Source organism: Pantoea sp. E956-1, assembly GCF_982223955.1.
Genome location: NZ_CEUYZP010000013.1, coordinates 84,625 through 99,642 on the forward strand (window position 1 = coordinate 84,625; position 15,018 = coordinate 99,642).

The 15,018-nt window shown below is 54.5% G+C and carries 20 protein-coding genes and 1 pseudogene; 12 read left to right on the forward strand and 9 right to left on the reverse strand.

Annotated elements, in window-relative coordinates:
- The first annotated feature begins 162 nt into the window (after nucleotides 1-162).
- Nucleotides 163-555 carry a VOC family protein gene (locus tag AC0T7J_RS22435; protein WP_473797395.1) on the forward strand — a complete coding sequence of 131 codons (393 nt, stop codon included), beginning with the start codon at nucleotides 163-165 and terminating at the stop codon, nucleotides 553-555.
- A 123-nt stretch (nucleotides 556-678) separates the two neighbouring features.
- Here AC0T7J_RS22435 and AC0T7J_RS22440 read toward each other — a convergent pair whose 3' ends face one another.
- Nucleotides 679-1,296 (reverse strand): pyridoxamine 5'-phosphate oxidase family protein, encoded by a 618-nt coding sequence (locus AC0T7J_RS22440; protein WP_473797238.1) that lies wholly within the window; start codon nucleotides 1,294-1,296, stop codon nucleotides 679-681.
- 264 nt (nucleotides 1,297-1,560) lie between these two features.
- Here AC0T7J_RS22440 and AC0T7J_RS22445 point away from each other — a divergent pair, with 264 nt between their 5' ends.
- From AC0T7J_RS22445 to AC0T7J_RS22460, 4 genes are all read left to right on the forward strand, one after another.
- Nucleotides 1,561-3,114, forward strand: coding sequence for a methyl-accepting chemotaxis protein (locus AC0T7J_RS22445; protein WP_473797241.1), 1,554 nt, complete (start codon nucleotides 1,561-1,563; stop codon nucleotides 3,112-3,114).
- A 243-nt stretch (nucleotides 3,115-3,357) separates the two neighbouring features.
- Entirely contained in the window at nucleotides 3,358-3,912 is a 555-nt protein-coding gene (locus tag AC0T7J_RS22450) for a GNAT family N-acetyltransferase (RefSeq protein ID WP_473797244.1), read from the forward strand.
- Between the two features lie 137 nt (nucleotides 3,913-4,049).
- Complete coding sequence (locus AC0T7J_RS22455; RefSeq protein WP_010670579.1) at nucleotides 4,050-4,181, forward strand: hypothetical protein; 132 nt, start codon at nucleotides 4,050-4,052, stop codon at nucleotides 4,179-4,181.
- Nucleotides 4,182-4,308: 127 nt separating this feature from the next.
- Nucleotides 4,309-4,854 carry a TetR/AcrR family transcriptional regulator gene (locus AC0T7J_RS22460; RefSeq protein ID WP_473797247.1) on the forward strand — a complete coding sequence of 182 codons (546 nt, stop codon included), beginning with the start codon at nucleotides 4,309-4,311 and terminating at the stop codon, nucleotides 4,852-4,854.
- A 1-nt stretch (nucleotide 4,855) separates the two neighbouring features.
- Here the strand turns inward: AC0T7J_RS22460 and AC0T7J_RS22465 are convergent, their stop codons facing one another.
- Nucleotides 4,856-5,737 (reverse strand): LysR substrate-binding domain-containing protein, encoded by an 882-nt coding sequence (locus tag AC0T7J_RS22465; RefSeq protein ID WP_473797250.1) that lies wholly within the window; start codon nucleotides 5,735-5,737, stop codon nucleotides 4,856-4,858.
- A gap of 96 nt (nucleotides 5,738-5,833) precedes the next feature.
- On the opposite strand from AC0T7J_RS22465, the gene AC0T7J_RS22470 reads away from it, so the two are divergent.
- The 3 genes from AC0T7J_RS22470 to AC0T7J_RS22480 are packed head-to-tail and all read left to right on the forward strand — an operon-like array spanning nucleotide 5,834 to nucleotide 7,052.
- Nucleotides 5,834-6,139: a carboxymuconolactone decarboxylase family protein gene (locus tag AC0T7J_RS22470; protein WP_473797253.1), complete on the forward strand. Its 306-nt coding sequence runs from the start codon at nucleotides 5,834-5,836 to the stop codon at nucleotides 6,137-6,139.
- Nucleotides 6,139-6,528 (forward strand): tautomerase family protein, encoded by a 390-nt coding sequence (locus AC0T7J_RS22475; protein ID WP_473797256.1) that lies wholly within the window; start codon nucleotides 6,139-6,141, stop codon nucleotides 6,526-6,528. The genes AC0T7J_RS22470 and AC0T7J_RS22475 overlap by 1 nt, the downstream gene beginning before the upstream one ends.
- Entirely contained in the window at nucleotides 6,525-7,052 is a 528-nt protein-coding gene (locus AC0T7J_RS22480; protein ID WP_473797259.1) for a DUF4865 family protein, read from the forward strand. Before AC0T7J_RS22475 ends, AC0T7J_RS22480 begins: the two co-directional genes overlap by 4 nt.
- A gap of 25 nt (nucleotides 7,053-7,077) precedes the next feature.
- On the opposite strand, the gene AC0T7J_RS22485 is transcribed toward AC0T7J_RS22480, so the two are convergent.
- From AC0T7J_RS22485 to AC0T7J_RS22500, 4 genes and pseudogenes are all read right to left on the reverse strand, one after another.
- Nucleotides 7,078-7,455 (reverse strand): RidA family protein, encoded by a 378-nt coding sequence (locus AC0T7J_RS22485; RefSeq protein WP_473797262.1) that lies wholly within the window; start codon nucleotides 7,453-7,455, stop codon nucleotides 7,078-7,080.
- Between the two features lie 616 nt (nucleotides 7,456-8,071).
- Nucleotides 8,072-9,219 (reverse strand): annotated as a pseudogene (locus AC0T7J_RS22490) (IS3 family transposase).
- Nucleotides 9,220-9,461: 242 nt separating this feature from the next.
- Nucleotides 9,462-9,755, reverse strand: coding sequence for a DUF1493 family protein (locus AC0T7J_RS22495; RefSeq protein WP_473797266.1), 294 nt, complete (start codon nucleotides 9,753-9,755; stop codon nucleotides 9,462-9,464).
- Nucleotides 9,749-10,207 (reverse strand): STM2901 family protein, encoded by a 459-nt coding sequence (locus tag AC0T7J_RS22500; RefSeq protein ID WP_473797269.1) that lies wholly within the window; start codon nucleotides 10,205-10,207, stop codon nucleotides 9,749-9,751. The genes AC0T7J_RS22495 and AC0T7J_RS22500 overlap by 7 nt, the downstream gene beginning before the upstream one ends.
- Nucleotides 10,208-10,300: 93 nt before the next feature.
- Here AC0T7J_RS22500 and AC0T7J_RS22505 point away from each other — a divergent pair, with 93 nt between their 5' ends.
- Nucleotides 10,301-10,630, forward strand: coding sequence for a hypothetical protein (locus AC0T7J_RS22505; RefSeq protein ID WP_191918215.1), 330 nt, complete (start codon nucleotides 10,301-10,303; stop codon nucleotides 10,628-10,630).
- Nucleotides 10,631-10,661: 31 nt separating this feature from the next.
- Here AC0T7J_RS22505 and AC0T7J_RS22510 read toward each other — a convergent pair whose 3' ends face one another.
- Nucleotides 10,662-10,982, reverse strand: coding sequence for a hypothetical protein (locus tag AC0T7J_RS22510; protein ID WP_473797272.1), 321 nt, complete (start codon nucleotides 10,980-10,982; stop codon nucleotides 10,662-10,664).
- A 115-nt stretch (nucleotides 10,983-11,097) separates the two neighbouring features.
- Nucleotides 11,098-11,793, reverse strand: coding sequence for a B3/B4 domain-containing protein (locus tag AC0T7J_RS22515; protein ID WP_473797274.1), 696 nt, complete (start codon nucleotides 11,791-11,793; stop codon nucleotides 11,098-11,100).
- A gap of 43 nt (nucleotides 11,794-11,836) precedes the next feature.
- On the opposite strand from AC0T7J_RS22515, the gene AC0T7J_RS22520 reads away from it, so the two are divergent.
- Nucleotides 11,837-12,439, forward strand: a complete 603-nt coding sequence (locus AC0T7J_RS22520) for an XRE family transcriptional regulator (RefSeq protein WP_473797276.1) — start codon at nucleotides 11,837-11,839, stop codon at nucleotides 12,437-12,439.
- A gap of 5 nt (nucleotides 12,440-12,444) precedes the next feature.
- Here AC0T7J_RS22520 and AC0T7J_RS22525 read toward each other — a convergent pair whose 3' ends face one another.
- A complete protein-coding gene (locus tag AC0T7J_RS22525; RefSeq protein ID WP_045139980.1) occupies nucleotides 12,445-12,951 on the reverse strand; it encodes a MarR family winged helix-turn-helix transcriptional regulator in 507 nt (168 codons plus the stop codon).
- Between the two features lie 137 nt (nucleotides 12,952-13,088).
- Here AC0T7J_RS22525 and AC0T7J_RS22530 point away from each other — a divergent pair, with 137 nt between their 5' ends.
- Both AC0T7J_RS22530 and AC0T7J_RS22535 read left to right on the forward strand, forming a co-directional pair.
- Nucleotides 13,089-14,246 carry an MFS transporter gene (locus tag AC0T7J_RS22530; protein ID WP_473797398.1) on the forward strand — a complete coding sequence of 386 codons (1,158 nt, stop codon included), beginning with the start codon at nucleotides 13,089-13,091 and terminating at the stop codon, nucleotides 14,244-14,246.
- A 67-nt stretch (nucleotides 14,247-14,313) separates the two neighbouring features.
- The gene (locus tag AC0T7J_RS22535) at nucleotides 14,314-15,006 is read left to right on the forward strand and encodes an aspartate/glutamate racemase family protein (RefSeq protein WP_473797401.1); all 693 of its coding nucleotides are present in this window, start codon (nucleotides 14,314-14,316) and stop codon (nucleotides 15,004-15,006) included.
- Nucleotides 15,007-15,018: the final 12 nt, after the last annotated feature.

The window sequence follows — 15,018 nt, forward strand, 5'->3', positions numbered from 1 at the left end:
ACGTACATCCGCTCTCTCTTCGCCTGCGCTTTGTCTCTCCGGGCCGCTTTACTGCGCTCTTCTCTGTCCATTTCCTGTTGAGTGTTGTTATGTGCTTTGCGGGTTGTTTATCAACAACGTTTCGGCGAGTCTCACTGTTAAAAGCAATCAGGGAGCCAGATGATGAAGATAGATGAGATCGATCATATCCATCTCTACGTTGAAAATATTGAACAGGCAGAAAAGTGGTACAACGAGATCCTGGGCTTTGAACGCGACCCTTCACTGTACTTCTGGTTTGAACAGGGTGGGCCGCTGGTTATAAGGAATAACAGAGCATCACTCTCTCTTTTCCTGCGAAAATCTCAGCCACCAGGCCATACGGTGGCTTTCGGAGTGGCAGCCTCATCTTTTAACGAACTTATACCTGTACTCAGTAAGAATAAAATCCCTTTCAGCGTCAGTGACCACAAGGTGTCGATGTCCGTCTATTTCAGCGATCTCAGTAATAATAAAATTGAAGTGACCTCTTACGACTACCTTCATGCAAAGCAGCTACTGGAGAGCTTTGCGTAACGCTATCGCTGTTTGCGCTTAGAGGCCTGACTGCAGACGCACGATGATCTGCGGTCCGAAAGTATCAGTACCTCACTCATCAGCACACAGGATGAAGTGAAGCCTCCAGGCCCTGAACGGCGATCAATAAAGGGAGTTCTTCAATCGTTCAGGCAGCGCTTTGTCGTAGGCGTCGCCATCAATCTCTGCAATCTGTCTGAGGATGGAACCGGTGCTGGGCAGCGACTGCCGTGAGATCTGCGTTTCGGCATCCCATAATCCGGAGCGAATAATCGCCCGGCTGCACTGAAAGAAAACGCTCTCCACAGTGATGCGCAAGACGGTTTTAGGCAGCTGATTGTTGATGGCAAAGCGCTCTAGCAGCGCCGGGTCGGTGCTGATCGCTGCCGTGCCGTTCACGCGCAACGTCTCGCCAATGCCAGGGATGAGAAAAAGCAGTGCTATCCGATTGTCATGCAGAATGTTGCGCAGGCTGTCGATGCGGTTATTGCCGCGTCTGTCAGGTAATAACAGGGTCTTGTCATCTTCGATTTCGATAAATCCGGCCGGATCGCCGCGCGGTGAAACATCCAGTCCCTCGGGCCCCGACGTTGCCAGCGCCACAAAAGGCGAGGCGGCGATAAACGGACGATAAGCGGGATGAATATGATCGGTCACCTTAGCGACAGAGGGCCGGGCAACCGTGCCGTAAAGACCTTCAAGTTCGGTAAGTTCAGTGATAATGCTGCTCTGTTCAGCCATTTTTGCACTTTCCTTTTATTAATCCGATTCCCATGACGCTTATGATACGCCACAAACCCGACATACCAGCTAAAGCATAACGTTAACATCAGTAACACCAGAGCCAGAGTCAGCAAGCGACTCTTTACGATAATGAGTCTGCGCGTACCCGTCACTCCTCCGCCTGAAAAAAGTTTATTACCGGCCGTGGCTACAAATTCTTCACACAATGCCGATAGCAGAAAGACATGATCACCTTATTACATCCACTCATGAGACTCGCCTGTGAAAATTTCAACTCGTCTGTATGCCGGCTTTGGCCTGCTCATTCTGCTGTTTATTCTGTGTAGCGGGATTGCTTTACACGCTCTTAACAATGCCCGTGATGGCATGAACGATGTCGTCAATGTGAAGATGAAACGCTATCAGATGGTACTTGATATGCGGGGTGGCCTGCGTGACATGGGCATTGCAGTGCGCAATATGGCGTTACTGACCGATACTAAAGCGATGGAACCGGAATGGAAACGGCTGCAGACTCAGAAAACGCTTTACATCACCACCCGTGAGTCGCTGACCCGTATGATGGATGATGCTACCCCTGCTGCACGCGAAGCGTTCAACAAGGGGCTGTCAGTAGAGAAAGCCACGCTCGACTCCCTTGAACAGGCTGGCCGGTTGGGTCTGGATCATCGTTCGCAGGAAGCCACTGCCTATCTGCTGACCGTGACGCGTCCCGCGCAGCGTAAGCTGCTGGATGCGCTTAACACCCTTTCAGCGATTCAGAGTGAAGAGAGCCAGAACGCGGTGACAATAAGCAGTGATTCGTCGGCGCGTACTGGCTTTACGCTGATGATCCTCACTGGCATCTCAATTCTGCTGGCAGCGGCAACCTGTCTGTTTACCGTGCGTATCCTGATGCGTCAGCTGGGAGGCGAACCGGCTCAGGCTCAGGCACTGGCTGCCGCTATCGCCTCAGGCGATCTCACCACGTCAGTGGCATTGCGACGCGGTGATACCAACAGCCTGCTGGCATCGTTGAGTGGTATGCAGGCCAATCTACGTGAGCTGGTCTCCCGTATTAAAGAGGCTGCGGGTTCCGTGGCGCTGGCCGCTGATGAGATTTCTCGTGGTAATACCGAGTTATCTTCACGAACCGAGGAGCAGGCGTCTGCGTTGCAGGAAACGGCTGCCAGCATGGAGCAACTTACCGCGACGGTAAAAAGCAATACCCTTGGCGCACAGCAGACTGCCGGTTCGGCTCGTGAAACGGCCTCGCTGGCTCGCGGCGGTGAAAACGATGTCCAGCGTATGTCCGAAACCATGAATGGCATCTCACTGAGCGCCGCAAAAATCCGCGACATCACTGGCGTTATTGAAGGTATCGCTTTCCAGACCAATATCCTGGCGCTTAACGCAGCCGTTGAAGCGGCAAGAGCCGGAGAAGAGGGGCGTGGATTTGCCGTCGTTGCAGGTGAGGTTCGCTCGCTTGCACAGCGAAGTGCAACCGCGGCACGGGATATCAAATCGCTGATTGAACAGACCGTCGGACAGGTGGAGCAGGGTGTCTCGGTGGCGGCCGGAACCGGCCAGAGCATCCTGAAAATTGTCGGTATGGTCAGTGAGCTGGCCGAGGCAATGGATAATATCTCCCTGTCTTCCTCCGAGCAGATGCAGGGTATTTCACAGGTCAGCATCGCCGTGAGTCAGATGGATGGCGTGACGCAAAACAACGCCGCACTGGTTGAAGAGTCTTCGTCGGCTTCTCAGTCGCTGTCTGAGCAGGCACATGCACTGCGTGGCATGGTTGATTCGTTTAAATTGCACAGCGCAGTTTAAACGCCAGGCGCAACAGAACAGACCGGACGCGAGCCCCCCAGCCGCGTCTGCTCTTTTGACCGGATTCCGGCAGGATGCCTGCATGGCCTTGCAACGCAGGTTTTCTGTGTACTTACGTCAGAGGTGACATGCTGCCAGTGATTAGCTGTCAGCCGTTGAGTCGGGGTAACAGAGTTGGTGACAGGAGAACTTGCTGATATAAAGAGTAAAGATTGCTTATTCAGCACCCAAAAGGAGCGCAGGATGGTTTGGGAATCAGAGCGGCTGCTCTACAGGTATACTCTTCGTGAGGATCTTGACGACCTCTTCAGAATCTATAGCGACCCCGAAACGCATAAATTTAACCCGCGAGGTCCATGGCCCGACAGAGCATATGCTATTCAGGCCATGGAGCGCACATTACAGAGCTATCAGGAACAGGGTTTTGGTGACTGGACGATATTTGAAAAAGCCCATCCGGATAAAATCATTGGTTTCGGGGGCGTCTTCAGAAGCCAGTTTGATGGTCGTCAGACGAATAATCTCGGTTACCGGTTTGAGCCTGCTGCCTGGGGAAAAGGGTATGCCACCGAGCTTTCCCGCAGAGCCATTCGCTACGGATTCGAAGAGGCCGGGTTGAGCATCATTACAGGTGTGACGCGCGAAAACCATCTGGCTTCGCGCCGGGTACTGGAAAAAGCGGGCCTGACCTTTTTGAAAAGGGTCGATGATCCTGAGGGGTTGCCTCCTAACCTGATGTACACCCTCACACGACGGGACTGGCTTGCGGCTGGCAACATCGTTACCGCATCCGTCTGATCTTTCCCGTTTGTGTTACAGGCGTGGTGAAATCTGCGCCACCTTTTCGCCTCAAATCCCTTTAAACCCTCTCTTATTCCGCGATTAACACTCCGCTGTGTGGATTACTTTAGCCACCTCAATCAGGGGGAGGCTTTATGGATATTCGTACAATTTTTATTTCAGCAGTTATGGCAGTCAGTCTTTTATGGATAGGCGCATCAGATAACCGTTCGTCACATCTCACCGCCGAGCCGGTTAAATCGGTCCTGAGTAAACTGCAGCCTTGATGCTCAACCGCCCGATAGCACACATTAGCGCCTGCTCAGCCTGAGATGCGGTACACTGCCGTTATCTGCTAATGCAACTTCGTTGCTTTAGCTATGACGTTCAGGCTGATAAAAGCGGGAGAAAGAGATGGCGAGGGAGATGATTCGGCAGGGTGGGCGCAGCGCACGTATTCAGGCGGAAGTGCATAACACCGTTAACCGCTTGCTTGAAACGCTTGATCGTTCAGCTCTTACAGTGCCGATGATCGCCGAACAGGCGGGTGTAACACCTTCCACGATCTATCGGCGCTGGGGCGATCTGTCCCAGTTACTGGCGGATGTGGCCGTGGCACGGATGCGACCTATCGCAGAACCGGAAGATACCGGATCGACGGCCAGCGATCTTACCGCGTTCATCCAGCACTATGCTGAAGAGATGTCGTCCAAAGTCGGTCGTGAGCTTCTGGCTGATGTGATAGGGAGTCAGGCTGAAGGGGCGAGTCAGAAATGCTGTGGGTTTACTTATCAGCATCTTGAAACGCTTAACAATCGGGCCATCGCACGCGGCGAATCAGGTTTTGATGTTGAGCGCATTGTCGATGGGGTTGTGGCACCGGTGATGTTTCATATTCTGTTCGGTGACCGCGACATCTCAGCAGAATACTGTTCGTCTCTGGTTCAGCGGGCATTTTAAATCAGCGCTGAACAAAGGGCAGGGCGGCTTGCGTGATCAGATGCTGCAATAGCGCACGCGCCGGATCGTCACCCTGATCGGAGCGGGCGAGCGCGATTCCCAGATCGCCGGGCATTGGCAGCCGGTGTGATTCAATCATCAGCGTCTCCGGCAACCCGGCGCGGGTGCGCAGGGTGATGCCCAGCCCGGCCTGTAATGCCGCCCAGATCCCGCTAAGACTGTGGCTGGTGAACACCACCCGCCACGGAATACCTGCCTTATCCAGCGCCTCGGTGGCGCGCGATCGCATGACACACGGCGCATCGAATGCCACCAGCGGCAGCGGCTCGCCGCGCTGCAGATATCCCGCCAGATCAAACGCCGGATGCTGTATCCAGGCTAACGGACACTGACCAATTAACTGCGTGCCAGCCTGCTGCTCTGCCTGCCATAGCAGCGCAAGGTCCAGTTCATGACGGGCCAGCGCCGTAAGCAGCGGCAGATTTCTGTCGACGCGTGCGGTCAGCATCACCTCCGGATGCTGCCGGTTGAACGCGCCGAGAATGGCTGGCATCAACGCTTCGCCAAAATCCTCCTGCATCCCGATGCGTATTTCGCCCTGCAACGCTTCGCCTTTCACTGCCCGCAATGTCTCATCGTTCAGCGACAGCAGGCGTCTGGCGTAACTCATCAGCTGTTCACCGCTGCGGGTCAGCTGTACATGCCGCCCTTTTTTCATCACCAGCGACGTGCCGCATTGCTGCTCTAGTTTTTTGAGCTGCGCACTGACAGCCGAGGCAGACCGGCAGAGATGCTGTGCCGCCAGGGCAAAGCTGCCGGCATCAATGCCCGCGACGAAACTGCGCAGCGCATCCAAATCGAGGGACTCCGGTACCTTCTTCATTATTGTCCTGTAAATATGGATGATAAGTGATGATTAATTTGATTTTCAGGATTGAAAGCCTGAGTGACACTCTGTCTCATCACTGAGGAGTGTGCAATGAAAAAATCGCTTGATCGGGAAACACTGGCGCTGCGCGCGCCAAAACTGGCCGAACTGACGCAGCAGGTGCTGTTTGGCGATATCTGGCAGCGCGAGCTGCTGTCACCGCGTGAACGCAGCCTGCTGACGCTGGCAACGTTAACCGCGCTGGGGAGAGTCCAGCAGTTGCCTGGGCACATCGATTTCGCCCGACAAAATGGGCTGACGCAGGATGAACTGGTGGAGAGCTTCACCCATCTGGCGTTTTACGCAGGCTGGCCCGCCGCCGTTACCGCGCTGGGTTATCTGGAGGATAATCACTGATGCCCTTTACCCGAATTACCCTGCGTCAGGGCTACAGCGAAGCGGCTCTGCATCAGATCTCCACGCTGCTTCAGCAGGCGCTGGTCGCGGAATTTGACGTTCCTGAGCATGATTGCTTTCAGGTGATTGAGATGCTGCCCGCCGGACAGCGGGTATTTGATCGTCACTATCTCAGCGGCGGGCGCAGCGATAATGTCGTGCTGTTTCAGGTGACGGCAGGCCGACCGCGAACCCGGCAACAGAAGCAACGGTTTTATCATTCACTCTGTACGACGCTTCAGGCGGAGATGGCGATCGATCCTGACGACGTGATGATCATCATTCAGTTTAACAGCACCGAAGAGTGGAGCTTTAGCGGCGGCCGGATGCTGGCACAGGAGGCGTTATGATTATCATGCACTATCGTTTTACCCTGCCCGCTGACTACGACATGGGCATCATTGAACAGCGCATCAGTCTGAACGGAGCCCGGCTTGATGGCTTTCCAGGGCTGGTGGCCAAGGCGTATCTCTACGCCTGCCGTGATGATGGCGGACAGAATGAAAACCGTTATGCGCCGCTCTATTTCTGGCGGGAGGCGAGTGGCATGCAGCGTTTCCTGCAAAGTCCTGGCTTTGCGACGCTGGTCAGGGATTTTGGCTGGCCGATCATCGAAAGCTGGCTGGCGCTTGAGGGGCAGACCCACATCCCTGATCTGGCCGACGCCCGCTTTATAACGCTGAACCGCTGGACGATTCCACCGCATTCAGACCTCACGACACTGCCGGTAACAACAGGGATCAGCGCCTGGGATGTGAGCCGCTGGCAGGGCGTAGAGGTTAACGCGTCACTCCAGCGCCCCGCTGGCGAGCAGGAAGTCTATCGCATCGGTTATCTGGCGCGGGGCGCAGCCGCCGCGGATCTGCAGCTCTAGCATTGAGTATGTCGCTGCTTTCTACTCACAGGGCAAAAATGGCTTCAATCTCTATGCGCAGGTCAGTGGAGAAAAGTCCGCTGACCTGTACCAGCGAGCTGGCGGGCAGATGCTCGCCGTAGTTGCGATAAAGCACTTCCCGCAGCGCGGTGATCTCTGTGAAAGAGGTGATGAATATCGTGACTTTCAGCAGCGATGCGAGCGACGTATGCTCAGCCGCGGCAATCGCCCTGAATTGATCAAAAATGGCTTCTGCCTGTTCAGCCATATCTCCCTGCTGAGCCGCCGTACCGAAAGCGGTCAGTCCTGAGACATACAGCGTCGCGCCATGTTTCACTGCGTGGACATAAGGTGCTTTTACTTCACCCAGTTGCGGATAATTTTTGCGTTCTGGCATCATCATATTTTCTTTTTTTAAAGTGATTTCATACGATACAGGCTACCGGCATCAAAGCAGGCCGAGAGTCGATAGCGGGTTGTGTTAACAAATCGGAAATAGGCAGAAGAGGTGATTGCTGGTGGTTAAGGCGATCTTTTGACGATTTCAGTCGATTTCAGACATCAACGCCGGGCCTGTGTTGTACGTTACAGACAAAGTGTTAAACAGTTCGGCTATCTTCAGATTCCAACTTATCAGGATGATGTCTTGCGCTGCAGGAACAGTTGCGTAGAGAGGGTAAATATGTACACAATTTTACTGCTGGATTGTAGTCTTCATCTGTCCCTCATCATAGAGAGGGACAGCTCAAATCTCACATTCTGTGAAGATTTTTAATCTATTAGAAAATTTGAATCGTCTCTATCGGCGTCACTAAAAATGGCGTCTCGGAGCTTTTCATCCAGACTGCAGCTGAGCGTCAGGCTGAGATCAGAGAGATTGAGCAGGAAAGTAACATAAACGCCCTTTTCAAGCTGGCCTTGCAAGCTAAAAAGGAAATTGCAGATGGCAAAGGCATGGCCTCTGAAGACGTTCTGGGAAGCTTACGTGCCGCAAGAAAATGTGAATTGCCACGGATAATCTAGACACTTCCGAGCCGTTGATAATACTTGTTTTCATATTCTGTCGGTGACATCTGATCGCTAGAACCATGCCGACGCTTACTGTTATAAAACATTTCGATGTAATCAAAAATATCGCTGCGGGCTTCTTCCCGCGTTCCGTAGATCTTTTCCTTTATCCGTTCGCGTTTCAACAACTGGAAAAAGCTTTCTGCAACCGCATTATCATGGCAGTTACCGCGACGGCTCATGCTGCCCTCCAGGCCGTGTGATTTCAGGAACGACTGCCACTCATGGCTTGTGTACTGACTGCGCTGATCCGAATGAACCAGCACCTGTTTTTGGGGATTACGCCGCCATACAGCCATCAGCAGTGCGTTCAGGACAATGTCCTTTGTCATCCGGGATTGCATGGACCAGCCGATAATTTTGCGTGAGAACAGATTAACAACCACGGCAAGATACAGCCAGCCTTCGTGGGTCCTGATGTAGGTTATGTCCGTTACCCAACGCTCATCCGGAGCATCCGGATTGAACTGTCGCTGGAGCCTGTTGGGCGACACGATACTGGCCTTGCCTTTACATGCCCGCGGACTCCGGTATATGACCTGAGCCTTTATCCCGACACGTTTCATCAGTCGCCAGATTCTGTTGACTCCGCACTGTTGACCGCTGTCCCGCAAGTCCAGATGGATCTTGCGATAACCATAGATGCATCCCGATTCCAGCCAGAACTATTTAATCTGTCCTGTCAGTCTCAGATCTGCCTGATGGCGTTGTGAATGCGGCTGCTGAAGCCAGGCGTAAAAACCACTGTGATGAACATCCAGCACCCGACAGAGCAGGCGAACAGGCCAGCAACAGGTGTTGTCACGGATAAAGGCGTACCTCAGTCGGACAGCTTTGCGAAGTACGCCGCGGCTTTTTTTAATATGTCCAGTTCGTCGGTAACCCGCGTCAGCTCTTTCTGGAGACGGCGGATCTCGGCCTGAGCAACTGACTGTTCTTTATTAGCGGAAGAATCCGGACCGTACTTCTTTATCCAGGCGTAAAGGCTGTTGGTGGGGATATCGAGACGTGTTGCAACGCTGGCAACAGAATAACCGCGATCAACAACCTGTTTGACTGCTTCAATTTTAAACTCTTCGGGATAACGCTTACCGCTCATGGGCACCTCTCTTCAAGCCATCTTAAATGACTCTGAGGTGTCTGTTAAACCCGTGGCGATTCAGTCAGATTCATAAATTTGTTCAAGATCTAACGATAACAGAACCCCTTCAAATTCATGAACTTTACAGGAAAAACCTGCAGAGAGTGTCAGCAGAGTCTGAGCCCTTGATGAGCAGTTAAGTGTGAGCATTAAGGATGTCCTTGAGGATTACCGGAAGTAAGGGGTGGACTCTCTGCACCTCAGTCGTAACACCAATGACCTGTACGCGCTGCCTCTACCAACATCCCGATAGTAAGAGGGATGGCCACACGCGGGTTTTTTGGATAGTAGAGGCTGAAAGTCACCTGGTCAGAATCCATTCCAAACGCATCGAAAACGTTCTGAAGGCACTCCGCAGCATCCTCCGGGTCAAGCTTCATGTCCAGATTGAGCGACATCTCAGGCGTGAGTGTTTTTTTTCTGAACGTTAGCAGAGATCGGCCGTTCCACGGCTCTATAAGCGCCATTACGCGCGCCTGGAGGTCATCTACCATAACTTATCCTCCCCGCGGGCGATGGTGTTGTATAGTCTGACCGAATTGAAACTGATATCGGCAACATCTCTGGCCAGAATCACCCAGCCGACGACGGGTATCGCCCGTCCGACAAAGGTGCTGAGCTTATGTGTAAAGAGAATACGGGCGGTCCGGGGCGGGTATCCCCCTACAATGGTGGGGAGCTGAATGCCGAAGGGAAACTTGGCCTTAGGGAACACCTTGCGCGCTGCCCGTGAGGCATAGGACGTTCCCTTGAGAGCATCGCGCGGTTTGGTACGTGTGTTCAGGACATTACGGCCTGAAAGGATGGCTACGATCGCGCCGAAGTCATCGATGCCCAGCTGTTCAGCAACTTCTTCACAGAAAATCATGAAAAAGAGTTCACCAGCGTTGAGGTTCGGTCTGCCCGCGTAGAAATAGGTGTTATTGAGTTCTTCAGTGGTGTCCATTGTCAGCTCCCTCAAGTTCCCTTCATTTATCGTCCTGACGCTTCTTAAACAATACCTCCCGCGTTCAGGCCTGACAACCACCATGAATTTATTATGCGTGATGGCGTAACGGCTTTTCATTCATACCATCACACCCTGATTGAGCAGGAAAGTCACCGTGGTGTATCGGATGTTATTGGCTTTTCATCGGCAACTATCCTAAGAGTTACACCTCGATTTATCGCGGACGCCAGTGCCGCCGCAACGGGCTTAATGTTCAAACTGTATGCCGCCATATTGATACGGCTTTCAGCACCATCAATAGCGTTTAACACGATTTTTAATGCAATCCTGTCTGGCGTAGACAAAAAAAACGGTAATTTCAGGTGCGGAGGGATAAGCCATGACGGGCGCGCCCATTGTAATGGCCAGCGCGAAATCTAATGAATGATCCTATCAACACGCCTGTCAGAAATCAGCGTTTCAGCAGTTGCTGGCAGGCGAGGTTATCCTGCACGGCGCGCTGCTGCTCATCAGGGGTCAGTTGCTGCCAGCGGCCAATCACGCTGCGACCCAGCCCCGATTTATAGGTGATTTTTTGCAGCGCATAATCAGAATTGGCGCCTTCAATGACGTTCTGCATCTGCTGGTCGAGTGGCTGCTTACTATCATGATCAATCGCGCAGAACACCGCGACGTAATACGCTTTATCTTCCTCACTGTCATGTGGGATAAACCACCAGGCGGCCAGAGCGAGGATCAGCAGCAGGGGCAGGATATATTTTACTTTAGCCATTTTAATCACCGGTTGAGTGCCGTTAAGTCAGCCGGGTATGGCCAGACGCAGGGCGCGTATCCTGCCACAGTTTCCGCTCACCGTTAACCTCGTTCAGCCGCTGTTGAGGCAATGTTCAGTTTGCTGGCGCTTCAATCAGGGTCGTGCTGATTTGCGCACCCGGCATCATCTGCTGTAATCCTGAAACCAGATCGTCGCTGGCCTGTTGCAGCGCGGAGAGCGGCATAGCGGGCAGACTTTCCAGAATGAACCACATCTGCTGCGCACTGGCATCCAGTCTGGTTCTTACACCCTGACGCCAGTTCCAGCGGCGACAGGTCACGCCCTGATCGTCGCGCCAGATCACTTCGCCCGGTTCCGGCGACTCATAAACCACCTCGCCCTCTTTAACGGTATCGAAACGTTCACTGCCGTCAGCAATCACCAGACGTGGCTCGCCAGCATAGGCCGCGATATTTTCACCCCCGACCGGCAGCGCATAACGAATGCTGATGGCGTTATAGAGATCGACAACCGGATCGATAGCGGGCAATGCGCCATCCCGCAGCACGCGCTTACGCAATGCTTCAGCCGAACAGGGTGTACGTTTCGCTTTGGCACCAAAGGCTTTAAACACCTCAGCCCAGGCGGCGAGATGCGCGTCTGCCCAAGCCGCATCATTATTTAATACCTGCTGGCATGCACTCTTCAGTGCTTCGCTGGCAACTTCTGGTCGGGTAATCGGTGTGGTTTCCACCACAATACTCATGGCACGAAAGCCGGGAGCGAGCGCGAAAACAGCGGGATCGATTGACGGATGAACAGATAACATCGGATACTCTCTCAGTGACTAATTTATTTCATAGTAATGACCGATGACCAAAAAAGTCAATATAACGACCGATGCGGGTGCCGATGTCGCCAGTGTCAATCAGGCTGTTTCGGACAGCATCAAAAGCTGGCGTAAAAGTCAGAAACTCTCGCTGGATGAGTTATCGCGCCGGGCTGGTGTCAGTAAAGGCATGCTGGTGGAGATCGAAAAGGGTGCTGCCAATCCCAGCATCGCTATTCTCTGTAAAGTGGCAGCCGCGCTGGGCGTCTCGGTGGCAGATATCGTTAACGTTGCGCATGCGCCTGACGCCTGGCTGATTGAGAACAGCGAAATGCCCCGGCTATGGCAGGGTGAGCAGGGCGGTTATGCGCAGCTGCTGGCGGGCACCCGTGGGCCGGATATGATCGAGCTATGGCGCTGGCAGATGTTGGCGGGCGAAGCTTTCCGTTCTGCCGGTCACTCCTCAGGCACGCTCGAACTGTTGCATGTCGAGCAGGGCACGCTGGCCCTAACGGTGGGAGAGCAGACCCTGGTGGTACAACAGGGCTGTGCAGCCGTAGCGCGAACCGATATGCCGCATGCCTATGCCAGTGCCGATCAACTGCCGGTTATCTTCACCATGACAGTGGCCGAACTGCAGCGCTGACGGCGTTATTCTGCGGCTGTCGCTTCGCCTGGACACACCAGCAGCAGCGTTTTCAGCAACCTTTCCAGTTCGGCACGCTCTGAAGCGCCAAGCGGGGCCAGCAGCGCCTCCTGCGTAGCGGTATGGACGCGGAGTGCATGCTCAATCTGCTGCTGCCCGTGCGGCGTCAGCCCGACCAGCATGCTGCGCTTATCCTCTGGCGCGGCAATACGCTCAATCAGATGCTGCTGCTCCAGCCGGTTCAGACGATTTGTCATCGCACCGGAAGTCACCAGCAGCGCCTGGTAGAGCTGGGTGGGCGACAGGCGAAAAGGCGATCCCGCCCGTCGCAATGTCGCCAGCACATCAAATTCTCCCTCCTGAAAACCAAAAGGCTCCAGTGCCTGACTGCGCGCTTTCGCCAGATGTTTCATCAGACGCAGCACCCTGCCGAAGATCCGCATTGAAGAGGCGTCGAGATCGGGCATCGCGTCGTCCCACTGACTGACAACGAAATCAATATGGTCATGCATAAATCACCTTTAAATATTGTGGTTATGTTGTCGGGTTGTGCGCAGCCTCTTAACACCGGGGGTAATTTATCTTAACGTTAAGATAAATGGTGACAGCCCGGTGCTGTCAACGTCAATCCTCTTTCAAGGCGTCGATGATGAAAAATAAAGTGTTGTTCCCCGTTCTGTTTGCCGTGATCGCTTTTCTTATCGGGCTGAACCTGCGTCCTATGCTGGCGATTATCGGCCCGCTGTTCCCGGTGTTGCAACTGCAGGCCGGGCTGACGGCGACGACGTTCAGTCTGCTGACCACCCTGCCGGTGGCGATGATGGGGCTGGCCGCACTCTCTGGCCCGTGGCTGATCGCCCGCATCGGGCCGGTAAGGGGAATCGCCGCCGGTTTGCTCTGTCTGACGGTCGCCTGCCTGTGGCGCGGCGTTACGCTGACTCCCTCTCAGCTGCTGCTCACCGCGCTGGCGGGAGGCGCAGGGATTGGCGTGATACAGGCGCTGATGCCCGCTCTGATCCGGCAACGCTTTGCTGAGGCCGCGGCGACGCTGATGGCGCTGTTCAGCACGGGCATTATGGCAGGCGCGGCACTGACCGCTGCCGGTGCCGACCCGCTGTTTTCATGGCTGGGCCTGCAACCCGCGCTGGCGCTCTCCGGTGGGTTAACGCTGGTCACACTGCTGATCTGGCTGACTTTAGTCAGGCGATCGCCGCAGGTGAGCGTGGCCTCTGATGCAACGACGCTGCCTGTGCGGCGTACCCTGTTGCTGATGCTCTTTTTTGGCATCGGCACGGGTGCGTACACGCTGGTGCTGGCCTGGCTGCCGCCATTCTATATTCAACTGGGCTGGAGTGCTCGCCACAGTGGCTATCTGCTCGCGGCCCTGACCTTAACCGAAGTGGTAGCAGGATTCATCGTCTCGGCGACGTTACATCGCTTTCCCGATCGCCGTCCGCTGCTGCTTGGCGTGCTGGCCTTGTTGCTGCTGGGGCTGCTGAGTCTGGTGTTTTACCCAGGTACGATGCCGATACTCTCTTCGCTGTTACTGGGTACGGGCATCGGTGCGCTCTTTCCGCTGTCGCTGATCGTCACACTGGATCATGCGCGCAGTGCCAGAGAGGCGGGCATTCTGTTGTCACGCGTGCAGGGAGGCGGATATCTGATTGCAGCTCTGATGCCGCTGCTGGCAGGCTGGGTGCGTGATAGCGGCACATCAATGACCGAGGCCTGGCTGATCATGAGCGCTGGCGTGGTGCTGTTGATGGTGATTGCCCGATGCTTCAGACCGCAGAACAGTATCCACTGAACAAAGCCGTTGCCGAACAATGTCGATCTGGCATGCTGGAATGAAACCCCTGAACGCGGAGTGCATTGTGAAAGTCATTGGTCTGTTAGGCGGTATGTCGTGGGAGTCTACCGCGCTCTATTACCGCATTCTGAATCAGCAGGTTAAACAGCGGCTGGGCGGCCTGCACTCGGCGGAACTGGTGCTCTATAGCGTCGATTTTCAGCGCATTGAGCAGCTACAGGCCGCGGGCCAGTGGCAGCAGGCGGGAGAGATACTGGCTGAAGCGGCACGCAATCTGGAACGGGCTGGCGCGCAGTTCATCGTACTCTGTACCAACACCATGCATAAAGTGGCAGCACAAATCAGCACCGCAACAGGCATTCCGCTGCTGCATATCGCCGACGCCACTGGCCGCCGCATTCAGCAGGCCGGGGTGCGTAAGGTCGGATTACTGGCGACGCGATTCACCATGGAACAGGATTTCTATCGCGGGCGGCTTCAGCAGCAGTTCAATCTTGAGGTGATCACGCCGGAGAGAGAGGATCGGATTTTTGTGCATGAGGTGATTTATCACGAGCTTTGTCTGGGCGAAATCAATCCCGCGTCGCGTCGCCGTTTTGGTGAGATCATGCAGCAGCTGGTTGTGCAGGGGGCGGAGGCTATTATTCTGGGCTGCACCGAAATCACACTGCTGGTGGATGCCACGGATGCCAGCGTGCCCCTGTTTGATACCACGCTTATCCACGCGGAAGAGGCCGTTATCCAGGCGCTGGCCTGACGTTTATCCTGC